General features: G+C 52.5%; 22 protein-coding genes, 1 pseudogene and 2 riboswitches. Of the genes and pseudogenes, 4 read left to right on the top strand and 19 right to left on the bottom strand.

Translation table 11 applies throughout. From position 1 onward, the window contains the following. The 8 genes and pseudogenes from ETR37_RS17215 to fumC form a co-directional block, all read right to left on the bottom strand. Positions 1 to 747, bottom strand: a pseudogene (locus ETR37_RS17215) (UPF0236 family transposase-like protein); the annotation flags it as partial. Positions 748 to 1,141: 394 nt separating this feature from the next. Further along, positions 1,142 to 1,690, bottom strand: coding sequence for a GNAT family N-acetyltransferase (locus ETR37_RS17205; protein ID WP_060788652.1), 549 nt, complete (start codon positions 1,688 to 1,690; stop codon positions 1,142 to 1,144). Between the two features lie 142 nt (positions 1,691 to 1,832). Beyond that, positions 1,833 to 3,158: an NCS2 family permease gene (locus tag ETR37_RS17200; protein ID WP_011229764.1), complete on the bottom strand. Its 1,326-nt coding sequence runs from the start codon at positions 3,156 to 3,158 to the stop codon at positions 1,833 to 1,835. 100 nt (positions 3,159 to 3,258) lie between these two features. Further along, a riboswitch (purine riboswitch) is annotated at positions 3,259 to 3,360 on the bottom strand. A gap of 88 nt (positions 3,361 to 3,448) precedes the next feature. Further along, entirely contained in the window at positions 3,449 to 4,981 is a 1,533-nt protein-coding gene (guaA, locus tag ETR37_RS17195) for a glutamine-hydrolyzing GMP synthase (protein ID WP_011229763.1), read from the bottom strand. Positions 4,982 to 5,042: 61 nt separating this feature from the next. Further along, positions 5,043 to 5,144: riboswitch (purine riboswitch) on the bottom strand. 40 nt (positions 5,145 to 5,184) lie between these two features. Continuing rightward, the gene (locus ETR37_RS17190) at positions 5,185 to 7,347 is read right to left on the bottom strand and encodes a transglutaminase TgpA family protein (RefSeq protein ID WP_129447576.1); all 2,163 of its coding nucleotides are present in this window, start codon (positions 7,345 to 7,347) and stop codon (positions 5,185 to 5,187) included. Next, positions 7,344 to 8,525, bottom strand: a complete 1,182-nt coding sequence (locus ETR37_RS17185) for a DUF58 domain-containing protein (RefSeq protein ID WP_129447575.1) — start codon at positions 8,523 to 8,525, stop codon at positions 7,344 to 7,346. The genes ETR37_RS17190 and ETR37_RS17185 overlap by 4 nt, the downstream gene beginning before the upstream one ends. Positions 8,526 to 8,530: 5 nt before the next feature. Further along, entirely contained in the window at positions 8,531 to 9,487 is a 957-nt protein-coding gene (locus tag ETR37_RS17180) for an AAA family ATPase (RefSeq protein WP_129447574.1), read from the bottom strand. Positions 9,488 to 9,677: 190 nt separating this feature from the next. Beyond that, on the bottom strand, positions 9,678 to 11,048 hold the full coding sequence (gene fumC / locus ETR37_RS17175) for a class II fumarate hydratase (protein WP_129447573.1): 1,371 nt from the start codon (positions 11,046 to 11,048) through the stop codon (positions 9,678 to 9,680). Between the two features lie 113 nt (positions 11,049 to 11,161). Here fumC and ETR37_RS17170 point away from each other — a divergent pair, with 113 nt between their 5' ends. Further along, positions 11,162 to 11,581, top strand: coding sequence for a hypothetical protein (locus tag ETR37_RS17170; protein ID WP_015373799.1), 420 nt, complete (start codon positions 11,162 to 11,164; stop codon positions 11,579 to 11,581). Between the two features lie 168 nt (positions 11,582 to 11,749). On the opposite strand, the gene groL is transcribed toward ETR37_RS17170, so the two are convergent. Further along, positions 11,750 to 13,366, bottom strand: coding sequence for a chaperonin GroEL (gene groL / locus ETR37_RS17165; protein WP_129447572.1), 1,617 nt, complete (start codon positions 13,364 to 13,366; stop codon positions 11,750 to 11,752). A gap of 104 nt (positions 13,367 to 13,470) precedes the next feature. Then, the gene (groES, locus tag ETR37_RS17160; protein WP_013144057.1) at positions 13,471 to 13,755 is read right to left on the bottom strand and encodes a co-chaperone GroES; all 285 of its coding nucleotides are present in this window, start codon (positions 13,753 to 13,755) and stop codon (positions 13,471 to 13,473) included. Between the two features lie 355 nt (positions 13,756 to 14,110). On the opposite strand from groES, the gene ETR37_RS17155 reads away from it, so the two are divergent. After that, complete coding sequence (locus tag ETR37_RS17155; RefSeq protein WP_015373797.1) at positions 14,111 to 14,845, top strand: CPBP family intramembrane glutamic endopeptidase; 735 nt, start codon at positions 14,111 to 14,113, stop codon at positions 14,843 to 14,845. Further along, positions 14,842 to 15,021 carry a YdiK family protein gene (locus ETR37_RS17150; RefSeq protein ID WP_013144055.1) on the top strand — a complete coding sequence of 60 codons (180 nt, stop codon included), beginning with the start codon at positions 14,842 to 14,844 and terminating at the stop codon, positions 15,019 to 15,021. The genes ETR37_RS17155 and ETR37_RS17150 overlap by 4 nt, the downstream gene beginning before the upstream one ends. A gap of 185 nt (positions 15,022 to 15,206) precedes the next feature. Here the strand turns inward: ETR37_RS17150 and tatC are convergent, their stop codons facing one another. The 4 genes from tatC to moaC are packed head-to-tail and all read right to left on the bottom strand — an operon-like array spanning position 15,207 to position 17,283. Further along, a complete protein-coding gene (gene tatC / locus ETR37_RS17145; RefSeq protein ID WP_129447571.1) occupies positions 15,207 to 15,947 on the bottom strand; it encodes a twin-arginine translocase subunit TatC in 741 nt (246 codons plus the stop codon). A gap of 20 nt (positions 15,948 to 15,967) precedes the next feature. Then, positions 15,968 to 16,120 (bottom strand): twin-arginine translocase TatA/TatE family subunit, encoded by a 153-nt coding sequence (gene tatA, locus ETR37_RS17140; protein WP_013144052.1) that lies wholly within the window; start codon positions 16,118 to 16,120, stop codon positions 15,968 to 15,970. A 17-nt stretch (positions 16,121 to 16,137) separates the two neighbouring features. After that, on the bottom strand, positions 16,138 to 16,779 hold the full coding sequence (locus tag ETR37_RS17135) for a redox-sensing transcriptional repressor Rex (RefSeq protein WP_013144051.1): 642 nt from the start codon (positions 16,777 to 16,779) through the stop codon (positions 16,138 to 16,140). 15 nt (positions 16,780 to 16,794) lie between these two features. Next, entirely contained in the window at positions 16,795 to 17,283 is a 489-nt protein-coding gene (gene moaC / locus ETR37_RS17130) for a cyclic pyranopterin monophosphate synthase MoaC (RefSeq protein ID WP_011229750.1), read from the bottom strand. A gap of 96 nt (positions 17,284 to 17,379) precedes the next feature. Between moaC and ETR37_RS17125 the strand changes: the two genes are divergently transcribed. Continuing rightward, entirely contained in the window at positions 17,380 to 19,305 is a 1,926-nt protein-coding gene (locus ETR37_RS17125) for an ABC-F family ATP-binding cassette domain-containing protein (RefSeq protein WP_015373796.1), read from the top strand. Positions 19,306 to 19,626: 321 nt separating this feature from the next. On the opposite strand, the gene tsaD is transcribed toward ETR37_RS17125, so the two are convergent. The 5 genes from tsaD to ETR37_RS19260 form a co-directional block, all read right to left on the bottom strand. Further along, the gene (gene tsaD / locus ETR37_RS17120; protein ID WP_013144049.1) at positions 19,627 to 20,640 is read right to left on the bottom strand and encodes a tRNA (adenosine(37)-N6)-threonylcarbamoyltransferase complex transferase subunit TsaD; all 1,014 of its coding nucleotides are present in this window, start codon (positions 20,638 to 20,640) and stop codon (positions 19,627 to 19,629) included. Next, positions 20,637 to 21,089 (bottom strand): ribosomal protein S18-alanine N-acetyltransferase, encoded by a 453-nt coding sequence (rimI, locus tag ETR37_RS17115; RefSeq protein ID WP_011229747.1) that lies wholly within the window; start codon positions 21,087 to 21,089, stop codon positions 20,637 to 20,639. Before rimI ends, tsaD begins: the two co-directional genes overlap by 4 nt. Next, positions 21,049 to 21,789, bottom strand: coding sequence for a tRNA (adenosine(37)-N6)-threonylcarbamoyltransferase complex dimerization subunit type 1 TsaB (gene tsaB, locus ETR37_RS17110; protein WP_015373795.1), 741 nt, complete (start codon positions 21,787 to 21,789; stop codon positions 21,049 to 21,051). Before tsaB ends, rimI begins: the two co-directional genes overlap by 41 nt. Further along, a complete protein-coding gene (gene tsaE, locus ETR37_RS17105; RefSeq protein ID WP_020754880.1) occupies positions 21,786 to 22,244 on the bottom strand; it encodes a tRNA (adenosine(37)-N6)-threonylcarbamoyltransferase complex ATPase subunit type 1 TsaE in 459 nt (152 codons plus the stop codon). Before tsaE ends, tsaB begins: the two co-directional genes overlap by 4 nt. After that, positions 22,231 to 22,518: hypothetical protein (locus tag ETR37_RS19260; RefSeq protein ID WP_164978018.1), on the bottom strand; the 288-nt coding region annotated here is incomplete at its 5' end. The genes tsaE and ETR37_RS19260, both read right to left, overlap by 14 nt.

The following is a 22,518-nucleotide window of genomic DNA, read 5'->3' as shown; positions in this document are numbered from 1 at the left end:
CTCCCGGCAGGCCGTGATCCACGACGCCGCGTCGCCGTTGATGACCAATAGGTCTTGGCACGGATCATAGGCATATTCCTTCATCAGCCACTCCTCAAACCGTTCCCACACGTCCCCCGTCCCTTCATGGAGGTAGTGGCGCCGGTTCACCAGCTCAAGCTGCGACCCGTTTCGTCTCCATCCCTCGTGAACCGCCAGGATTTTCTCTTCTTTCGCCCGTTTCCCTTTCCCCTGGCGGGAAATAAACAGTCCATCGGCCTCCACAAACAGCACCCGGCCGTGCCGTTTGGAAACAGGGTGATGCAGCGAGACAGGGGCCTCCAGCACCAGTTGGCGAATCGCCTCGTGGCTGAGGACCGCATACCCCACGATCGACTCCAGCGTGCGAGCCGCTTTGCGGTAGGAAGAGCACTCGACGGCCAACTCGACCGCCGTTTCCTCGAGGCAAGGGCTGATCGACTGCGCTCCATCAAAGCCCAGTTCGGCATCCAGCAAGAACGTATACGCCCCCGTTTGTCGATCATAGTAGTAGTTCCGTCGGAACGTCACTTCCCCAAACAGCGTTTGGATCGTAGTCGGCCGTTTGTCTTTCAGCTGATACCGGCGCTTGTCCCGCGCTTCCGCCAGTTGTTGATCGATCTCCTCCAAAAGGGCCGCCAACAAGACAGCGAACACCTTTTGAAGAGTTCTCAACAATTGATCATCCAAATCTTTCCATAAAGTCCATTATGTGGTAAGATGTTTCATGCCTGAATCCGTGATAAAGACGCGTTCAAACTGCCAAGACAACTTGATAAATCAACAAATATTGTGCTCAGGGTTCTTCACCTAATAGGTGAATATTCGGAATTGAGTTGATACTTTGGCGTGATTGGGTTTTCCAACATTTTTGATACACTTCTGTCACGGATTCAGGTCATGGACTCTCTCCCTCCTGTTTTCGGTTGATGTTGACAATCACCATCATAGCAGGGAGAGAGTCCTTTTTGCATGATCTTTGCTTGTTCTACCGCGCTTCGCTTGGTGGCCCCGACGAGCGTCGCGAACAAAAGTTCGCAACCCTCGTCGGGGATCATTTCGAAATGTCACCCACAAATATTTTACTCACACTTCAAGTTTTTTCTTTCGGCCCCAAACTCCCTTATTCACATTTCTTCCATTCTCTCGCTAACATCCCGTACACAACATGGTCGACAAAATGATCGTAAAGCCACTCCGCATCTCGAATCGTCCCTTCATTCGTAAATCCCAGCCGTTCAGGAATCGCTCTGCTCCGGCGATTTTCTGTTGCACAGCGGATTTCGACACGATTCATCCCCTGCTCAACGAACAAATAGTCGATGCACGCCTTGCACGCTTTCGTCATCAGCCCCATTCCTTGAAACGATTCGCCAAGCCAATAGCCAATGCTCGTTTTTCGATTCGCTCGATCCATATAATGAATTCCGATCACACCAGCCAATTGGCCACGATGCCAAATTCCTGCCTCAAAACCATTGCCAGCAGCAAACTTCTGCAATCCTTGAAAGATAAACGTCTTCGAATCCGCTGCTGTTTGGGTTGAATCCACCCATGGGAGCCATTGACGCAAATGCGGGCGGCAGGAGTCAATCAACGCAAAAAGCGATTCCGCATCTTCCATTGTGAGCAACTTTAGCCATGAATGTTCCTCTAAGCGATGGATAAACATCGTTCATTCCCCTTTCATCATTTTTCTCATTATAGCATATCAACCTAAACACGCCAGTCGTCCGCCAATCCCTTCTTGGCAAATAAAAAAAGACTGTTCCCATGACGGCAAACCCGCCTTAGGAACAGTCCTCCGATCCTCTCTATTCCCGCAAAAAGACGAAGTAGCAGATAAAGACGACAAATAGCACATACAACAGCGGATGAACATCTTTGCCGCGGCCTTTTAAAATCATCGTGATCGGGTAGAAGATGAATCCAACGGCAATCCCAGTGGCGATGCTGTAGGAAAGTGGCATCGTGATGAGCGTGAAGAACGCCGGCACGGCGACTTCGAACTTTTTCCAGTCAATTTCGCCGATCGACGAAGCCATCAACACCCCGACGATGATGAGCGCTGGTGCGGTGACCGGTGCGGTAATGACGCTCAGGAGCGGCGAGAAGAACAACGCCAGCAAGAACAAAATCCCCGTCACAACGGCCGAAAACCCAGAGCGTCCTCCGGCGGCGACGCCGGCTGACGATTCGATGTACGATGTCGTCGTCGATGTGCCAAACACCGCCCCCACCATCACTGCTGTCGCATCGACAAGCAGCGCTTTGCCGGCGCGCGGCAGTTTGTTGTTTTTCAGCAGTCCGGCTTGGTTGGCGACAGCTAGAAGCGTCCCTGTCGCATCGAAAAAGTCGACAATAAAGAACGTTAAGACAACGCCGAGCATTTTCCACGAGAAAATGTCCGGCAAATGCTTGATCGCTACACCGAAGGTTGGCGAAATATCCGGAATAGCGCCGACAATTTGATGCGGCACTTTGATCAATCCGAAAATCATGCCGACAATCGCGGTAATGACCATGCCGTAAAAGACGCCGCCGTTTACTTTTCTTACCATCAAAACAACAGTAATGAACAATCCAAAAATGGCCAACAGTGTATTGCCGTCTTTCAATGAACTTAATCCAACGAGCGTTGCTTTGTTATCGACAATAATTCCAGCGTTTTGCAAGCCGATGAACGTGATGAACAGGCCAATTCCGGCGCTGACTGCATATTTCAGTTCAACGGGAATGGCATCGATAATTTTTTCCCGAATGCCGGTGAGCGATAAAATCGTAAAAATGATGCCGGAAACAAACACCCCTGCCAGCGCTGTTTGCCACGGAATGCCCATATGCAGCACGACGGTGAAGGCGAAAAAGGCATTCAGCCCCATCCCAGGCGCCAAGGCGATTGGATAGCGGGCCAACACTCCCATCAAAATCGATCCGTACGCCGCTGCCAAAGCCGTGGCGACAAACACGGCGCCTTGGTCAATGCGCAGTTCATCAGGAAAATCTTTCACAGCCCCTAACGACAAGGTAAATGGGTTGACGAACAAAATGTACGCCATCGACAAAAACGTCGTCAGCCCGGCGATAATCTCCGTTCGATAGTTCGTGCCGAGCTCATCAAACTGGAAGTACTTTCTCACGTCTGCCCCCTCCTATACATAAAATAAAAAACGCTTCTAGCAGCTACCAGAAGCGTTGACTAGGAAGGAATGACGAACAGAGAGAGGACAAACAAGCACTCTCCGATCCCGCATCCCTCGTAGTCAAGCTATTTACGGTAGCTTGGTAGAAACTCCCGAGCCATATTCCCGGGATTATACGACGGAATTCAACAATATTCATGATTCCACGGCTATTGTATCAGCCTGAAGATGACCTGTCAAGAAAAAAGACGAACATTTCTTTGGAAATGTCCGTCTTTTGTTCGTTTTTATTCCCACTCGATCGTTGCCGGAGGCTTGCTTGTAATATCGTAGACGACGCGGTTGACATGCGGCACCTCATTGACGATGCGCGTTGAAATCCGCTCGAGCACATCCCACGGGATGCGCGCCCAATCGGCGGTCATCCCGTCGATCGAGGTCACCGCGCGGATGGCGACCGTATAATCGTACGTGCGGGCATCCCCCATCACCCCAACGCTACGAATGTCGGGAAGGACGGTAAAGTATTGCCAAATTTCGCGGTCCAACCCCGCTTTTTTCACTTCTTCGCGCAAAATGGCGTCTGATTCGCGAACGATTTCCAATTTTTCTTCCGTCACTTCTCCAAGAACACGGATGCCAAGCCCTGGCCCCGGGAACGGCTGCCGCCAGACGATTTCGTCTGGGATTCCTAGTTGCGTGCCGAGTGCACGCACTTCGTCTTTAAACAGCGTATTGAGCGGTTCGATCAGTTCGAATTTCATATCTTCCGGCAAACCGCCGACATTATGATGCGATTTGATCGTTTGCGCCGTCGCCGTGCCGCTTTCGATAATGTCGGTATAGAGCGTGCCTTGCACTAAAAATTCAATGCCTTCAAGCTTGGCCGCCTCGTCGTCAAATACGTAAATAAACTCGTTGCCGATGATTTTCCGCTTTTGTTCCGGGTCCGTAACCCCTTTGAGTTTCGCCAAAAAGCGGTCTTTCGCATCAACTTTAATGACATTCATTTGGAACTGCTCACGGAACGTCTTCATGACGCTTTCGGCTTCACCTTTGCGCAAAAGGCCATGGTCGACGAAAATACAAGTAAGTTGATCGCCAATGGCGCGGTGCACCAAAACGGCAGCAACCGACGAATCGACTCCGCCGCTTAAGGCGCACAGCACTTTTTTTCCGCCCACTTGTTCACGGATGCGGCGCACCTGCTCATCAATAAAGTTTTCCATCGTCCAGTCGCCCCGGCAGCCGCACACCTCAAAGACAAATTTCTTCAATAGATCATTGCCGTATACCGAGTGGCGCACTTCTGGATGGAATTGCACTCCATACCATTTTCGCCGTTCATCGCTCATCGCAGCAATCGGGCACGAAGGGCTCGTCGCATCGACAGCGAAACCAGCCGGCGGAGCGGTCACCAAATCGCCGTGGCTCATCCAAACGACTTGCTCGTCCGGCAAACCATGAAAAAGCAAAGAATCGTTTTTCACTTGGATGAGCGCTTTGCCGTATTCACGGTGCGTCGCTTTTTCCACCTTACCTCCTAAATGGTGCGCCATCAGCTGCATCCCGTAGCAAATCCCTAAAATCGGCAGCCCCAGCTCAAAAATCGCTGGATCGCATGTAAACGCTTGTTCATCATACACGCTGTTTGGACCGCCCGAGAAAATGATTCCTTTGGCGTTCAGCGCACGAATTTCCTCAGCACGGATCGTGTGCGGATGCAGTTCGCTGTAGACGCCAAACTCTCGGATGCGGCGGGTAATCAGCTGGTTATATTGACTGCCAAAGTCCAAGACGACGATCATTTCTTGGTTCATGTTTTCCACCCCGTCAAAAAAATAACGCTGCCATTGCCCAAAATATGGATGAAGGCAGAATAGCAGCGTCTTCTGCCTTCATAGTCGGGCCGTTTACGGCGGCCCGGTAGAGACGCGCAAGCCATATTCTTGCGCTTATATGAAGGGTTTTCGTCTATCCGTATGCAAATTTGAGTTCATTCTATCAACTTGCCGGCATACGGTCAAGAGATCGTCCTTTTTATTAAATTTTCCCACAATTCCACCGCTTCACGGACATTGGCTTCCTTGATTCCCGTTCCGTATACGGCGCGTTCATATAGTTTCGTCAACCGATTCATTTCATCTGTTTCAAACAGGCGATCCACTTCGGCGGCGTATTGACGCAGCGTTTCATGCGGCCGACGCTTAAGTCCATAATCTTGCAAATGGCGAAGAAGCGCCCCGTACGCAGAAATGAGCCAGGCGGCCCCATCGAGTTTCCGGCGGCGGAACCGAAACAGCGTAAAGCGCGGCCACCATTTCCGCCTTGTCGCATAGGCCGCTCCGCCCAACACGGCCAACACGACCAGCGCGGTCAACCCCATTTTCCACGACCAAACATCCGCCAGCTTCTCCCACCAATGCTCCCCCTGTGCCGTCGAAGGTTGCTCAAGTAATTGATCGAGCGGCACACGCGGCGTTTCCCGTTCTTCCGGCTGCAGCTGTGGTTCTGGCTCCTCTGGATTCGAAGCGGCAAGCGAGAACGCATATGGATTGACAAACCCTTGCGTCGGTTCAAATGGCACCCAGCCGATGCCTTCAAAATACACTTCGACCCATGAATGGGCGTCGTTGTTGCGCACTTCATAAACCGATTGCCCGTCTTGTTCCCCAACCAACCGTCCGGATGTGTACCCTTTCACCCAGCGCGCTGGAATGCCCAGTGTGCGGACGAGCACCGCCATCGAGGTGGAAAAATTGTCGCAATACCCTTGCTTCGTCTCAAATAAAAACTGGTCGACGTAATCTTGATCAGGCCCGGGAACAGCGACGTCCGTCGTTTCGTACGTGTATCCGTTCAGATGGAAGTATTGCTCGATCGCTTTTACCTTGTCGTACACGGTTTCTTTTCCATCAGTAATTTGCTTCGCCAACTCGCGAACCCGCTGCGGAAGCGTCTCTGGCAATTGCGTATAACGTTTCAAAAAGGGCGGGTCTTGGACAGGAGGAGCGGCGCGCAATGCCTCAATCGGAAAATCTGGCTCCATATACGTCAGCATATACTGACGGATCGGAAGCGCGTTGGCGTTTTGATCGCTCGTATAAATTTTTTCCGTCGCCATATGCATGCGGTAGACGATATGGTCAGACGTTTGCACCTGTTGCAAGCCGAGCGGATAGACGAGATGAAACGCCTGGTCTTGGCGGGTGATTTCCGCCGTCTGCTCGACCGTCTTGACTTTGTCGCTCCACCATTCATACCTAATCAGCTCACCGTTTCCAAACGACTGGACTTGTTCGCTTTGAAACGCTTCCCACCCTTTTCCCGTGTAAATGTCTTTCGTTTCGACGCGCCAATAATGACGGCCTTGGTCTTTGGCAATGAAAACGACGGCATCATCAGCAATAAACGGCCCGCCGAGGCGGGAATCATTCTGTCCGTATCCCACTTTTGCCACACCAGGAGAAGGTGAGTCATCGTTCGTTTCTTCCGGCTGGGCGTGATCGCTGCGGATAAACGCCACCGGATCCGGCCATTGCGGCGGCAGCTTTGGTCCCGCATACCCAACCGCAAGAGCGACGGCAGGAATGAATAGAGCGGCCGCCCGCCACGTTCCGATGCGAAAAGACGGCGCTTTTGCCTGCAGCTCTTCGCCCTGGAGCCAAACGAAGGCAAAAAAGCCGAGCGCAACAAGACGAAGGATCGCCCCGTTGCCGCTATATGGCAGAAACGTATCAAGCACAGCGATATACCCAACTGTCAACGCGTATGGGACAAACCACCGATTCCGCCGTACAATAAGCCAATGCAACAGGAACGAAACGGCCCATAACAGCAGAAAAAAGACAAAGGTGCGCAGCGCATCACCCGGCATAGAAGACCGGTCGCCCAACAACCAGACGGTGCTATCCCGCCAAAGCGCATGAGGCAAAGCGGCGATCGAAGCAAAAGAAAATAGACGAGAAAGCGCCCACCATATATAAACCATTTTCCCGAGCGCGGAAAGCCATATGGGAACACGGAGCAAATGAAGTCCGAAACAAAGGGCGACAAATGATACAAACACGCCTATATGCGCTGTATCGGTGACGGCCTCTAACGGCCAAAGCCATTCCGTGAGCAGCCAAGCGGCTAGGGCGTTAGACAGCACGGTAGATAACATGTTTGCCCCTAACGGTCTCATCCGTCTCCTCCTCCTTGCCGGACGGTTTGCAACGCCTGCGGGTCAATGCGCGATACGTACACTCCGCTGCGGCGAAGCCTGTCCGCCCAATTCCGCTCATCCTCTCCCCATTCACGGTTGACAACATACAGAACAATATGGCGTTTTGGCGCCATTGCTCGCAGCTGCCCGGCCAACTGGGCGGACAACGCGGACGTCACAATGATGCAACCAGCAGCCGTCCTCCAGTTCGCCTCCTCAGCTAAAACATGCGCGAGCGGCTCTTGGCCGCCGACGTCCACTTCCGCCAACCGGAGAAGAATCGACTGCCACTGTCCGTCATGGCGGCGCGGCGCTAAGAAAGAACGCTCTTTTCCAGCAACGAGCATCCCGACCGGCACCCCTTCATCTATCAACGCCTTCGATACGGAAGCCGCTAACGTGACAAGCTCCTCAAACCATGGAGACGCGGCGCCGTCGAGCACAACGATCCAATCGTCATTGCGCTGTTCATCAAACTCTTTGGTCATCAGTTCCTGTCTGCGCGCTGACGCCTTCCAATGCACCCACGACATTTTGTCCCCAGGCACGTATTCACGGGCGCCGGCCGCCACGGCCATATCGCGGCGATAGGCAAGCGTGCGCGCAGCTTTTCCTTGGGCAAACCATTCGCGCACCATCTCAGGCGGCCATTCGATATAACGTGGATAGACGATGACCGTGCACGGGGCATAAAACGATGCCGTTTTGTTCACCCAGCCAAAGACATCGCGCGCTTCCAAGCGAACAGCTTCCAATTGATGACGGCCGCGCGGCAAGGAAAGCGGCCATGTACAAGAAAGATGGCGGCGAAACGGCCAAGCAATCGCAATCATCTCTCCTCCGTGCTTCCACCCTTCCTCAGCAACAGCAAGCGCCGCCAGCGGAACCGCCCACGGCAACTCGATACGAACCATCACCGGAATCGATTCACCCGCATGGTAGCGCCGCGCCGGCACGGTTCGAATCACCGCAACGCGTCTGAGCGGATACAAGGCGACGGCAAACGCATGCAGTCCAAACGGCAAAAAGCTGTAAAACAAAAACCAGCTGACAAATCCACCTTGAAACATGGCGTAGGAAAACAAGATTGCGGTCAACAGCAACAATCCAATAAGCGGGAGCCAACGCCTCCCCTTCTTCATTCGCTTCGCGTTCATCGCTTTTATCTCCGCCCTTGCACCGGCACTGGCGTACGGGAAACAAGCTGACTGACGACCATTTCAGCATCAAGCTTGTCCCATTTCGCTTCCGGGCGAATAAGCAGGCGATGAGCCAGCACATAGGGAGCAAGGTGCTGCACATCATCGGGGATGACAAAATCGCGGCCATGGATGAACGCGTACGCTTGCGCCGCCTTCATCAAAGCGACGGACCCGCGCGGGCTGACGCCTAAATAGACCGCTTCATGCTGACGGCTTTGCTGGATAAGATCGACGATATATCGTTTCACGGTATCGCTCACATGCACGTCGGCTACCTTTCGTTGCAACGCAAGCAATTCATCAAGCGACATCACCGGGCCGATCTCCGCCAGCGGTGCCGTCTTTTCTAGACGGTTTAACATTTCGATTTCCTCGTCAGGGGACGGATAGCCCATGTGCAATTTCAACAAAAACCGGTCAAGCTGGGCCTCGGGGAGCGGGTACGTTCCTTCATACTCAATCGGATTTTGCGTCGCCATCACCAAAAACGGCTGCGGCAACACCCGGGTGACACCATCCACCGTCACACTTCCTTCTTCCATCGCCTCAAGCAGCGCCGACTGCGTTTTCGGCGACGTCCGGTTAATCTCATCAGCCAACACAATATGAGCGACAATCGGGCCGGGCTTGTACTCAAACTGCCGTTCTTTTGGATTATAGACGGAAACGCCGATCACATCGCTCGGCAGCAAATCCGGCGTAAACTGAATGCGCTTCAGCTCCACGTTGAACGATTTCGCCAGCGCACGCACCAACATCGTCTTGCCGACGCCGGGCACATCTTCAAGCAACACATGGCCCTTGGCCAACAGCGCCGTTAAACTGAGCACAATGACATTGCGTTTTCCGACAATGACTTGTTCAATATTGCGGACAACTTGCTCAAGCGGGGAAAGCAACGGTTCGTTGATCGTCATGACATCAAACTCCTTTTATGGTGATCAATGGGACTTTTAGGAGTAGGCACTATCTAGTTTCTACTATTAATATAATATCGAATATACACAACTTTTGGAATGGATTTGCAACAAAGGGGAGAAGGAGAAAAAAGGGAGAAGTCAAAAATGAAAACGCCCATCCCACGGAAGCGGGATGAGCGCTTTTCCCTTAAATCATTTTCTCCGGTCTCACCCATTCCTCGTACTGTTCCGCCGTCACATAGCCTGTTTTCAACGCCGCTTCCTTGAGCGTCAACCCTTCGCGATGGGCGAGCTTGGCGATTTCCGCCGCCCGGTCGTAGCCGATACGCGGGCTCAACGCCGTCACGAGCATGAGTGAGCGGTCCACGTATTCTTTCATTTTCGCTTCGTTCGCCTCCAGCCCTTGGGCGCACCGTTCATCAAACGAGCGGATCACATCGCCGAGCAGCTGCACGGACTGAATGGCGTTATAGGCGATGACCGGCTTGAACACATTTAATTGGAAGTTGCCTTGGCTCGCCGCAAAGCCGATCGTGGCGTCATTGCCGAACACTTGCACGGCGACCATCGTCATCGCTTCGCTTTGCGTTGGATTCACTTTCCCCGGCATGATCGAGCTTCCGGGTTCATTGGCTGGAATCGTGATCTCCCCGAGCCCGGAGCGCGGCCCGCTCGCCAGCCAGCGGATATCGTTGGCGATTTTCATCAAATCGGCGGCGAGCGCTTTCAACGCTCCGTGGACATACACGATCTCATCATGGCTTGTCAGAGCATGGAATTTATTGGTTGCCGAACGGAATGGATAGCCGGTTTGCGCCTTCAGCTGCTCGGCCACTTGTTCGCCAAATCCCGGCGGCGCATTGATTCCGGTTCCGACCGCCGTGCCGCCGATCGCCAAATCAAGCAGCTTCTCACTCGCTTCGGTGATCATGGCCTTGCTTTTTTCCAGCATCGTCCGCCAGCCGGAAATCTCCTGCCCAAATGTGAGCGGCGTCGCGTCTTGCAAGTGGGTGCGCCCGATTTTGATCGTCTTTTCATATTGGCGTTCTTTCGCAGCGAATGTCCCGATCAAGCCATCAAGCGCTGGCAGGAGGTGCGTTTGGATCTTCGTGAAGATCGCGATATGCATCACAGTTGGGAATGTGTCGTTCGAGCTTTGCGACATGTTCACATCATCGTTCGGGTGAATGCGCCCTTCCCCCTCATCCAGCAGCTCGCTCGCCCGTCTCGCCACGACTTCATTGACGTTCATGTTCGTCTGCGTCCCGCTTCCCGTCTGCCAGACGACGAGCGGGAAATGCTCATCCCATTGGCCCGCCAAAATTTCCTCGCACGCGGCGACAATTGCCCGCTGCTTCGCTTCGCTCAACTTCCCGGCTCGGTGGTTGACGATGGCCGCCGCTTTTTTCAGCTCGGCATACGCATAGATCAATTCCAACGGCATTGTTTCCGTGCCGATGTGAAAGTTTTGCCGGCTTCGCTCCGTCTGCGCCCCCCAGTACTTATCAGCCGGCACCTGCACCTCACCGAGCGAATCGCGTTCAATCCGCACGTTCATTCCATTCTCCTCCTTTGGATATCGCCTTTCCATTTCTAATTTTACCCAAAATCACAATCGACAATGAAACAAATGAGCAGGCAAAACGTCTAACTGAGAAAGGGGGAAACGACATGAAAAATAGATGGCTATGGCTCCTCATCGCTGTATGGCTGTCCGGTTGCCAATCGGGCGACATCCAACCGCCTGACTTACGATTGGCCGTCGACGGAGAGACAATCGACCACCGCCTCGGAACATATACATGGTCAACAGGCGGCCGCGGAGTCGTGGCCGACGCTGCCGCCCCGCCGCTGCTCGTGAAAAACATGAATCCCCATCCGGTTGCCCCTGGGGCAAAATTACACCTCCAATTTGACGACCGCCCGTTGACGATCGAAGCGGGTGTATGGAACGGCGGAGATGCCGACTGGCGCCCGGTGCAAAACGGAATCATTACTCTTCCGGAAAAGAAAGGGGCATACATTTATGCCATTCACGCCTCTTGGAAAAAAGGGGATGCGATTTATGCGTTTTTCATTGAGGTGCGATAACTAGCACAGCGGAGGAAAAGGTGCAATAGAATAGCGATATGAGGGAGAAACAACAGCTGCCCTTCACCCGATCAGCGGCTGTAAGAACACCTGGCTGAGGCATATATAGTCAAAAAGAAAAAGAACACCGGGGAACTCCCCCGGTGCTCCAAGGCTTTTGCGGCGAGATTACATCATGCCGCCCATATCCGGCATGTTGTTGTTGCCTTTGTTTTCTTCCGGTTTGTCGGCAACGACCGCTTCTGTCGTCAAGACCATGGCGGCGACAGAGGCAGCGTTTTGCAGCGCCGAACGAGTGACTTTCGTCGGGTCCACGATGCCAGCTTCGATCATGTCGACCCATTCACCTGTTGCCGCGTTGAAGCCGATGCCCGGTTTTTCGTTTTTCAGGCGCTCAACGATGATCGAGCCTTCCAGACCAGCGTTTTGCGCGATTTGACGAACCGGTTCTTCGATTGCGCGCAAGACGATTTTCACGCCGGTTGCTTCATCGCCTTCCGCTTCGATGGCCGCGACTTTGCTGTAGACATTCATCAATGCCGTACCGCCGCCAGCGACAATGCCTTCTTCAACAGCCGCACGAGTCGAGTTGAGCGCGTCTTCGATGCGCAGTTTGCGTTCTTTCAATTCCGTTTCTGTCGCTGCGCCCACTTTGATGACCGCTACGCCGCCAGCGAGTTTCGCCAAGCGTTCTTGCAGTTTTTCGCGGTCGAATTCCGAAGTCGTTTCTTCAAGCTGCGCACGGATTTGGTTGATGCGCGCTTTGATGCGCTCCGAATCGCCAGCGCCTTCGACGATCGTCGTCGTTTCTTTCGTAACAACAACTTTCGACGCACGGCCGAGCGAAGCGATCGTTGTCGATTTCAGTTCGCGGCCGAGCTCTTCGGAGATGACTTCACCGCCCGTTAAAATCGCGATGTCTTCGAGCATCGCTTTGCGGCGGTCACCGAAGCCAGGCGCTTTGACAGCTACCGCATTGAACGTGCCGCGCAGTTTGTTGACAACAAGCGTCGCCAATGCTTCGCCTTCAACATCTTCCGCAATGATCAAGAGCGGACGGCCTTGTTGCACGACTTGCTCAAGAACAGGCAACAGCTCTTGGATGCTCGATACTTTTTTGTCCGTAATCAAGATGTACGGATTTTCGAGAACGGCTTCCATTTTTTCCGTATCCGTAATCATGTACGGCGAAACGTAACCGCGGTCGAATTGCATCCCTTCGACAACGTCGAGTTCTGTCGTGAAGCCTTTCGATTCTTCGAGCGTGATGACGCCGTCGTTGCCGACGCGTTCCATCGCTTCAGCGATCAATTGACCGACTTCTTCATCAGCAGCCGAAATCGCAGCCACTTGGGCGATCGACTCTTTCCCTCTGATCGGTTTGGAGATGGCTTTTAATTCTTCAACAGCAACCGCAACCGCTTTTTCAATCCCGCGGCGGATACCCATCGGATTGGCACCAGCAGCCACGTTTTTCAAGCCTTCGCGGATCATCGCTTGAGCCAATACCGTAGCGGTTGTTGTACCGTCCCCAGCGATGTCGTTCGTTTTGCTGGCGACTTCAGCGACCAATTTCGCGCCCATGTTTTCAAACGGGTCTTCGAGTTCGATTTCTTTCGCGATTGTTACCCCGTCATTCGTGATGAGCGGCGAACCGAATTTTTTCTCCAATACGACGTTGCGGCCTTTCGGACCTAATGTGACTTTCACTGCGTCTGCAAGTTTGTCCACCCCGCGCAACATCGCACGGCGCGCTTCTTCGCTGAACTTGATTTGTTTTGCCATACCCCGTTACCTCCTTATGAAATTGTTGGACTGCGTGCCACAAGTTAAGTATCCGATTAAGTACCCAGTATGTTTTCGGAATGTTTATGTGATGAACGCATATATTAGCGGATGACAGCCAAAATATCGCTTTCGCGCAAAATTAAGTATTCTTTGCCGTCGTATTTCACTTCTGTGCCCGCATATTTCGAGAAGATAATGCGGTCGCCAACTTCGACTTCCGGCGCGATGCGTTGGCCGTTATCGAGCACGCGGCCTGCACCGACAGCGACAACGCGGCCTTCTTGCGGTTTTTCTTTCGCCGTATCCGGCAGCACGATGCCGCTCGCCGTTTTTTCTTCTGTTTCCACGACTTCAATGACAATGCGATCGCCTAATGGCTTCAACACGGGAAACGACCTCCTTAACGATAGTTTTCGCCGTTCTTATTAGCACTCATCACTATCGAGTGCTAACACACTTATAATATTAATGAACTTCTTTCCGTTTTGCAAGTAGGAAATGCAAAAAAATAACTGTTTTTCTCTCCTAAAGAAGAAAGAGCAAAAGGAGCCGGTTGTTTTGCCTCTACTCCCCATCCGCGCGGAGCTCATTTTCATTATTTCACATTCCTCGGACTGATAAGCGGCTCCGGTTAATTTTTTTACGGCGGTGAGGTGGGATGCGAGGATGCAGTTTTCTTACTATTTTCGCCATACATGTGCTACAATACGGATATAATTTGAAATAAAAGGGGTAGAGGGTTTGAAACGCAACCACTGGTACGTCATCATCACGTATATCGTCATGCAGCTGTCCGCCTTTGTCGGCGTGCCGCTTCTTCGCGCCCTCGGCGTCGGCCAAGGAACGGAAAGCCGCCTCGAAGCCGCCAAACTGGCTTCCGGGTATTGGGCGATCATTAGTTTCCTGCTCGCTTTTGTCATTATCCTATGGCTGCTCCGCGGTGACCGCAACGAACGAATGATGCGGCGGCTGCCGCTTGGTTCCTCGTGGATGTGGGCGGTCTTGGGCGTCTTTTTGGCGCTCACGGCGCAAAGCATCGCCGCCAACATCGAATGGCGGTTGCTCGGCATCAAACCAGGGTCGGAAAATACAAGGCAAATCATCGATATCATCCGCCTGACGCCGCTGCTTATCGTCGTCACCTCCGTCATCGGCCCGATTTTGGAGGAGATTATCTTCCGCAAAATCATTTTCGGCTCGCTTTATGAAAAATACAACTTTTGGTTGGCGGCGCTTGTCAGTTCGCTCTTGTTTGCCCTTGTCCATATGGAGCCGGAGCATTTGCTTTTGTACACGTCCATGGGGATGGTATTCGCGTTTTTATACGCGAAAACCGGACGCATTTTCGTGCCGATTTTCGCCCATGTCGCCATGAATACGTTCGTCGTCGCCATGCAGACGCTGTTGGCCGACGAGATTGAGAACATGATGCGCCAGTCCGAGCTGCCGCTCGCCGTTTGGAGGGTTTGGCTATGATGCGAAACCCTCAGCTGTTTTCGCTTCCGTATTTCGTCTTAGGCTCAATGTTTACGTATTTGGCCATCGAAAGTGCTCATGAAACGGTTTGGAACGTCTCCACCATCGCTTTAGCGGCGCTCGCTGCCTTTGATTTCGGCACCGCCCTTCGCCTTCTTTTCGCCTCAAAACGCTGACCCCTTCCCGTGATTCGGACGGGAAGGGACCAGAACATCAGTCTCATGACGGCGATCATATCGTGAAAATGGAAACAAAAAACAAGAGGCCGGCCTCAAAGTCCTGTGTTGCGGCTTTTGAGACGGCCCCTTCGTTTGGCCCGGCCTTGCTCGCTTTCCTCTCAATGTTTTTCGTCCCGCCTCACTCATTTGCCTTCCTCCTCGGCTGCTCGCTGCGCTTTCCGATAGCCGATGCGCGCCACCCAAATGCTTCCTTCATACAAAATGGTGAGCGGAATCATGACGATCACTTGCGACAGCACATCCGGCGGCGTAATGACCGCCGCTAAAATAAGCAGCGCCAAATACGCATACTTGCGGATGCGAACAAGAAGCTGCGGCGTAATAAGCCCTAAGCGGGTGAAAAACAACACGACGATCGGCAGCTGAAACACGATGCCAAACGGCAGCACGAGCTGAAGCAAAAACTGAAAATATTCATTAATGCCGATCATTTGTTGAACCCCTAGTTGGTCAGCCAGCCGGCTCATAAATCGAACGACAAACGGAAACAAGACGAAATAAGCGAAGCTGACGCCTGCTAAAAAAAGAACGATCGACGCCGGGATATAGCTTAACGTCACTTTCCGCTCTTTTTCATACAGACCGGGGCTGACAAACGCCCAAATTTGATACAACAGCACCGGAGCCGACAGTACAGCCGCGATGACAAAGGCAAACTGAAAATACACTTTAATCGGATCGGTGAGGCGGAAGGCGTTCATGGTCAAATGCTTCGCCTCGGCCGTTCGCTGCAAATACAAAATGACATCATCGACAAAAAAGAAACTAACGACAAGCGCCGCAGCAAAAAAGATGAGCACGATGATGAGCCGTTTTCGCAGTTCACCCAGATGCTCATACACCGACATTTCTTTGTCATTCATTGTTTCTCCATCCTGCCTTGTCATCGGTCGGTTTTCGTTTCTTCGTCATCAGCGAGCCCTTTTGTGGCGTCTTTAAACTCGCGAAGCGACTGGCCGAACGACCGCCCTAATTCCGGCAGCTTTTTCGTGCCAAACAGCAACAAAATCACAGCAACGAGCAACAAATATTTCATGTGTTGTTCTCTCCTTTTTACGATGGCGATGGATAGTTTTTCAAAAAATAGACGAGCGACTGCAGCTCAATGGCTAAATCGATATGATGGACGCGAATATGGTTCGGCACGTTCAACCGCGCCGGAGTAAAGTTTAAAATGCCTTTAATTCCTTGCGCGACAAGGCGGTCGGTCAGCGCTTGAGCCGCGGCGGCCGGCACGGTTAAAATGGCGACCGGGATGTTTTCGTGAAGCCGCTCCTCCAACTCATCGAGATGATAGACCGGCACCCCGCCGACTGTCGTCCCTACTTTCCGCTCATCGACATCAAACGCCATCACGATTTTCGTATTGTTGTTTTTCGAAAAATTATAGTTTAAAAAGGCGGTGCCTAAATTGCCGACGCCAAACAAGGCGACTTCGGTCACCTCATCCTCTTCAAGCGTCCGGCGGAAAAACGACAACAAATAATTGACATTATACCCGTATCCCTTTTTGCCAAGCGCGCCAAAATAGGAGAAATCACGGCGGATCGTCGCCGGATCGACTTTCACCGCCTCGCTCAACTCGGCAGAGGAGACGCGTTGCTTGCCGGAAGCGTGCAAGTTTTTCAAAAACCGATAGTAAAGCGGCAGCCGTTTGGCGGTTGCCTGCGGAATTTTCGGTTGTTCGTTGCTCATGATCTCATCCCCTAGCTAATCGGTTTTCCGTCGGTAATGGCCAGACTTCCCGCCCGTTTTTTCGACCAAATACGTCGGACCGATGACCATTCCTTTATCAAGCGCCTTGCACATATCGTACACTGTCAACGCACAGACCGAAGCGGCCGTCAGCGCTTCCATTTCCACTCCTGTGCTCCCTTTCGTTTTCACCGTTGCCGTGATGACGAGCTTATGCGCTTCTCCATCGTTTTCCCAAGCAAAAGCAATGTCCACACCCTTTAACATAAGCGGGTGACACATTGGAATAAGGTCAGCTGTCTTCTTCGCCGCCATCACCCCCGCCACTTGAGCGACGGCGAGCACATCCCCTTTCTCGATCGCATTGCTCGTCATTTTTTCGTAAATTTCCCGGCTGACAGTCACGCTCGTTTGCGCCACAGCCACTCGCACAGTATCTTCTTTGTGCGTAATATCAACCATTTTCGCGCGCCCTTGTTCATTGAAATGAGTGAACGATGACAATACAATCTCCTCCATTTATACACTATACACGATTTTTCATCATTCGTCTTTGACCGTTTTCGCGACTTGCGTTAAACTATTCGCGAGGTGACGGACATGATCATTTTGCAAGTGCACGGGCTCACGAAATATTTCGGCGCTGACCTTATTTTATCGAATATAAAACTAGAAATACAGTCCCGCGACCGAATCGCCCTTGTCGGCCGCAACGGAGCGGGAAAATCGACATTGTTGAAAATCATCGCCGGTGAACTCTCTTTCGACAGCGGCAAAATCATCAAACCAAACCATATCAAAATCGGCTATTTGGCGCAAAACAGCGGGCTCGACTCGCCGCGTTCCATTTGGGACGAAATGCTTGAGGTATTCACCCCGCTTCTAGGACTCGAAAAACAGCTCGCCGAACTCAGCATGCAACTCGGCGACCCGGACGTACTCGCCGATCCCGCTCGCTATGAAAAAACGCTGAAAATGTATGACGAGCTGCAAGAACAATACAAAGAACAAGGCGGCTACCAATACGAAGCCGACATCCGCTCCGTTTTGCACGGGCTGCAGTTTTCCTCATATGATTATAAAACAACGCCGGTCTCGTCGTTAAGCGGCGGACAGCGGACGCGGCTTGCCCTTGGGAAATTGCTGTTGTCCAAGCCGGATTTATTGATTTTGGACGAGCCGACGAACCATTTGGATCTTGAGACGCTTGCCTGGCTGGAGCAGTACTTGCAAGCCTATCCCGGTGCCGTCCTGGTTGTTTCCCACGACCGCTACTTTTTAGACAAAATCGTCACCGACGTATACGAACTGTCGAATGCCACGCTCAAACACTATGCCGGCAACTACAGCCGCTATTTGGAGTTGCGGGCCGAGCAATACGAACAAGAGTTAAGACGGTACGAGAAACAGCAAGAAGAAATCGCCCGACTCCAAGACTTCATCCAGCGCAACATCGCACGTGCCTCGACGGCCAAACGGGCGCAAAGCCGGCGAAAGCAACTGGAAAAAATAGAACGGCTCGAACGGCCTGTCGGCGATGAAAAATCAGCCTCCTTTTCGTTCTCGATCGATCGACCGAGCGGCTATGAAGTGCTCACCGCTGAAGACATAGCCGTTGGCTATGACGACGGTGCACCCATCATCCGCCAAATCAGCTTCCGCATCACGCGCGGCGAAAGCGTCGCCCTAGTCGGGCCGAACGGCATCGGCAAGTCGACATTGCTGAAGGCGATCGCCCGAAAACTCCCTATCCAAACAGGAGAGCTCCGCTACGGCGCAAACGTCCAAATCGGCTATTACGATCAAGACCAAGCTGATTTGTCATCGAACAAACGGGTGCTTGACGAGCTGTGGGACGCCTACCCCGAAAAGACGGAAAAAGAAATTCGCACCGTGCTCGGCAACTTCCTGTTTTCCGGCGATGACGTTTTAAAACCGGTCTCCGCTTTAAGCGGCGGGGAGAAAGCACGCCTTTCGCTCGCCAAGCTGATGCTGCAAAAAGCAAATGTCCTTCTTTTGGACGAACCGACAAACCATCTCGACCTTGACAGCAAAGAAGTGCTCGAGCAAGCGCTCATCGACTACCCGGGAACGATTTTGTTCGTTTCCCACGACCGCTATTTCATCAACCGAATCGCAACAAAGGTGTTTGAACTTTCCAGCGGAGGCCTAACGGAATACTTAGGCGACTATGATTACTACATCGCCAAAAAAGAAGAAATGCGCGAATTGGCGCTCCTGAACGTCCGCCCGACAGAAACGGCAAGTGATTCTGCCAAAACGACATACGAGCAAGAAAAAGAGGAAAAAAAACGACGGCGCCAGCGCCAACGCCGCTTGGATGAAATCGAAGCCGAGATTGCAGCGCTTGAAGCACAAATCGCTGAGATCGAGCAAAAACTTTGTGATCCATCCGTTTACGGCGACTATGAGACGATGCAACGATTGACGCAAGAAAACGACGAGCGGAAGCAGCGAGTCGAAACGTTATTGGCCGAATGGGAACAGCTTTATACTTCACTATAACCGACAACCCGCCTCTAGTTTCGGCGGGTTGTTCTTTAGTTAGTCACATTATCCACAAAAGAATCCACAATTTCCACCATGGAATATAAGTTATTCACCAACTTTTCCACATTATCCACAAAAAACATCTTCCTTTTGCACAAAAATCGCTGTGTATTGTTTTTCTTATGTTGATCATGTTTTACCGCTTTTTCCACATTGTCCACAGATTTGTGGATAAAAATATACACAAACTTTTTTCACATGAAAACAAAAAGGACGATCCGTTTGCCTGCCGCAAACGGATCGCCCTTCGGTGTCTTTCGCGTTTCAGCCAACTGCCTAGACAAGCGGCAAGCTTGGATTGGCGTTGAGCGCCAAATCAGCCCGCTTTCCTTGTTGATATAACACTGTTCCCGCAACGGCAATCATCGCAGCATTATCGGTGCATAGCGATAACGGCGGGATGACAAGCTCCACATCGGGGAGCTCTTTCATTTTATCCTGCAGTGCAGCCCGCAGCCCGCGGTTGGCCGCCACCCCCCCGGCGAGCAGCACTTGCCGTACGCGGTATTCTTTGGCGGCCTGCACCGTTTTCGTCACCAGCACATCGACGACGCTGGCCTGAAAGCTCGCGGCCATCTGTCTCGGATCGATCTCCTCGCCGCGCTGCTTCGCGTTGTGGAGCGCATTGAGAACCGCCGATTTTAAGCCGCTGAAGCTGAAATCATACGAACCTTCCTCAAGCCACGCTCGCGGCAAATCAATCACTGGCTCTCCCTCATGAGCCAGCCGGTCGATGTGCGGTCCTCCTGGGTACGGAAGGCCTAAAGCCCGCGCCACCTTGTCATACGCCTCACCGGCAGCGTCATCGCGCGTTTCACCGATCACCGCAAAATTCCCATGCTCCTTCATGAACACGAGTTCCGTATGACCACCGGAAACGACGAGCGCCAACAGCGGAAACTTCATTTCAGCCACTAATTGATTGGCGTAAATATGACCGGCGATATGATGCACCCCAATAAGCGGCAATCCATGGGCAAACGCTAACGCTTTCGCCGCGTTGACCCCGACAAGAAGCGCTCCGACAAGCCCCGGTCCGGCCGTCACCGCCACCGCATCAAGGCCCGCAAACGATACGCCGGCCTGCTGCATCGCTTCTTCAATAACGAGCGTAATTTGCTCCACATGATGGCGGGAAGCAATTTCCGGCACGACGCCGCCAAACCGCCGATGGCTTTCCATTTGCGACGCCACTACATTCGATAAAACCTCTCTTCCGTTTTTCACGACTGCTGCCGCCGTTTCATCGCAGCTCGTTTCAATGCCTAATACATATACGTCCTCATTCATCTCAGCTTCACCCACATGACTAACGCGTCTTCAAAGTTATCCGGATAATACCGTTTGCGAATGCCTCCGTTGCGAAACCCTAGCTTTCGGTACAGCGACTGGGCAACATGATTGGACACGCGCACCTCAAGCGTCATCGTCGCCGCCCCGTGCTGCCTGGCCATGTCCATCAAGCGCCGCATGAGCGCTTCACCAAGCTTTTGCCCACGAAACTGCGGCAACACGGCTACATTCGTCACATGCGCCTCATCGATGACAAGCCACATCCCACCATACCCGATGATCCGCCCGTTGTACACCATGACGATATATTTGGCGTAGCGGTTGTACATGAGCTCGTTGTAAAACGATTCACGGCTCCAAGGCGAAGTAAACGATGCCCGCTCGACTTGCACGACTTCATCAATGTCATGAATGGTCATTGGCCGAAATTGAACATTGATCCCCATCGTTCTGTTCCCCTTTTTGTTTCGCGAGCCATTTCGCCTCCGCCTCGGCAAGGCGGAGGTAGTTCGGCACAAACACATGGGCGTTCTCGCGCTCTTTTTGTTTGCCTAGCATCACCAACTCGCTCGGACGCGGCAACGCCAAAGACGACGGAGCCACGTGAACCCGTTCGCCTAAATGACTTCGAAACAAATCACGATATAGCGGTGCATCCGCACCAATGAACAATACATCCTCTTCCCGCTCGCTCAACCGACGCGCCCACTCATCCGCCGCCACAATCCGATCCTCCTCAAGGCAGCGGAGCGCACCGCCTTCGTAGCGATAAAGCCCGGTGTAAATTTGTCCGCGCCGTGCGTCAAACAGCGGAACGATCACCCCAGGAAAATAACGGCCATTGGCGGCGAGCACCTCAAGGCTCGACACTCCGGCGATCGGAATACCGAGCGACCAGGCAAGCGTTTTCGCAATCGTCACGCCGATCCGCACCCCGGTATACGACCCCGGCCCTTTCGCTACAACGATTAAATCGAGATCTTTTGGAGCAACGTCACATCGTCGAAGCAACAACTCAATGGCTGGCATCGCCCGGGATGAATGGTCTTTTTTCACATTGGTGATGAATTCCCCTTTCACGACATCACCATCTACCAACGCAATGCCAAGCGGCATATTCGATGTATCAATTCCCAATACTTTCATGACGGAAAAATCTCCTTGCACAACTGTTCATAACGCTCCCCCGACGGCTCAAAGTGAAGCAACCGCTCATCGCCGCCACGATGAAACAAGAAAACGGTCAGCCGTTCCTCAGGCAACTGGCCAGCGATCAAATGCGCCCATTCAACAACCGTGACGCCATCGCCAGCAAAATATTCGTCAAATCCAAGATCTTCCCATTCATCTTCAAGTCGGTATACATCCATATGATAAAGCGGAAGCCGACCATCATATTGCTTAATAATGGTAAACGTCGGGCTATTGACCGTTTGCGTAATGCCCAGCCCTTCAGCAAGACCTTTCGTAAACGTCGTCTTTCCCGCCCCGAGATCACCTTCTAATGCGATGACCATTCCCCGCTCAAGATGTTCCGCCAGCCGGCGGGCCACCGACTTCGTTTCTTCCGGAGAATGCACCAAAATTTCAATTTTTTTCATTTTGTTCTACCTTATCCCCTTTTATCATCTTCACTCTTGCTTTTGAAATTGTATCATATCCGAACATCTTGCCGCCACTTCCAAAACGAAAAATAGGCATAGGAGAAAAGGAAAAACAAAAAGGACGATCCCGCGCAGCCTTTTGGCTCGCTGACAGATCGCCCTGTTGCGCAATCGCCCCTAAAAAGAAAAAGGGAATGAGGCGTGTCGAAACTCCCTGGTGAATGAAGCTGCCTAGCAGCGACCTACTCTTGCAGGGGCGCTGGCCCCAACT

It is taken from the genome of Geobacillus sp. PK12, from assembly GCF_004123125.1.
Taxonomy (GTDB): Bacteria; Bacillota; Bacilli; order Bacillales; family Anoxybacillaceae; genus Geobacillus; species Geobacillus zalihae.
The sequence above is the reverse complement of the archived record's forward strand: the minus strand, read 5'-3'. Positions and strand labels throughout refer to the sequence as shown.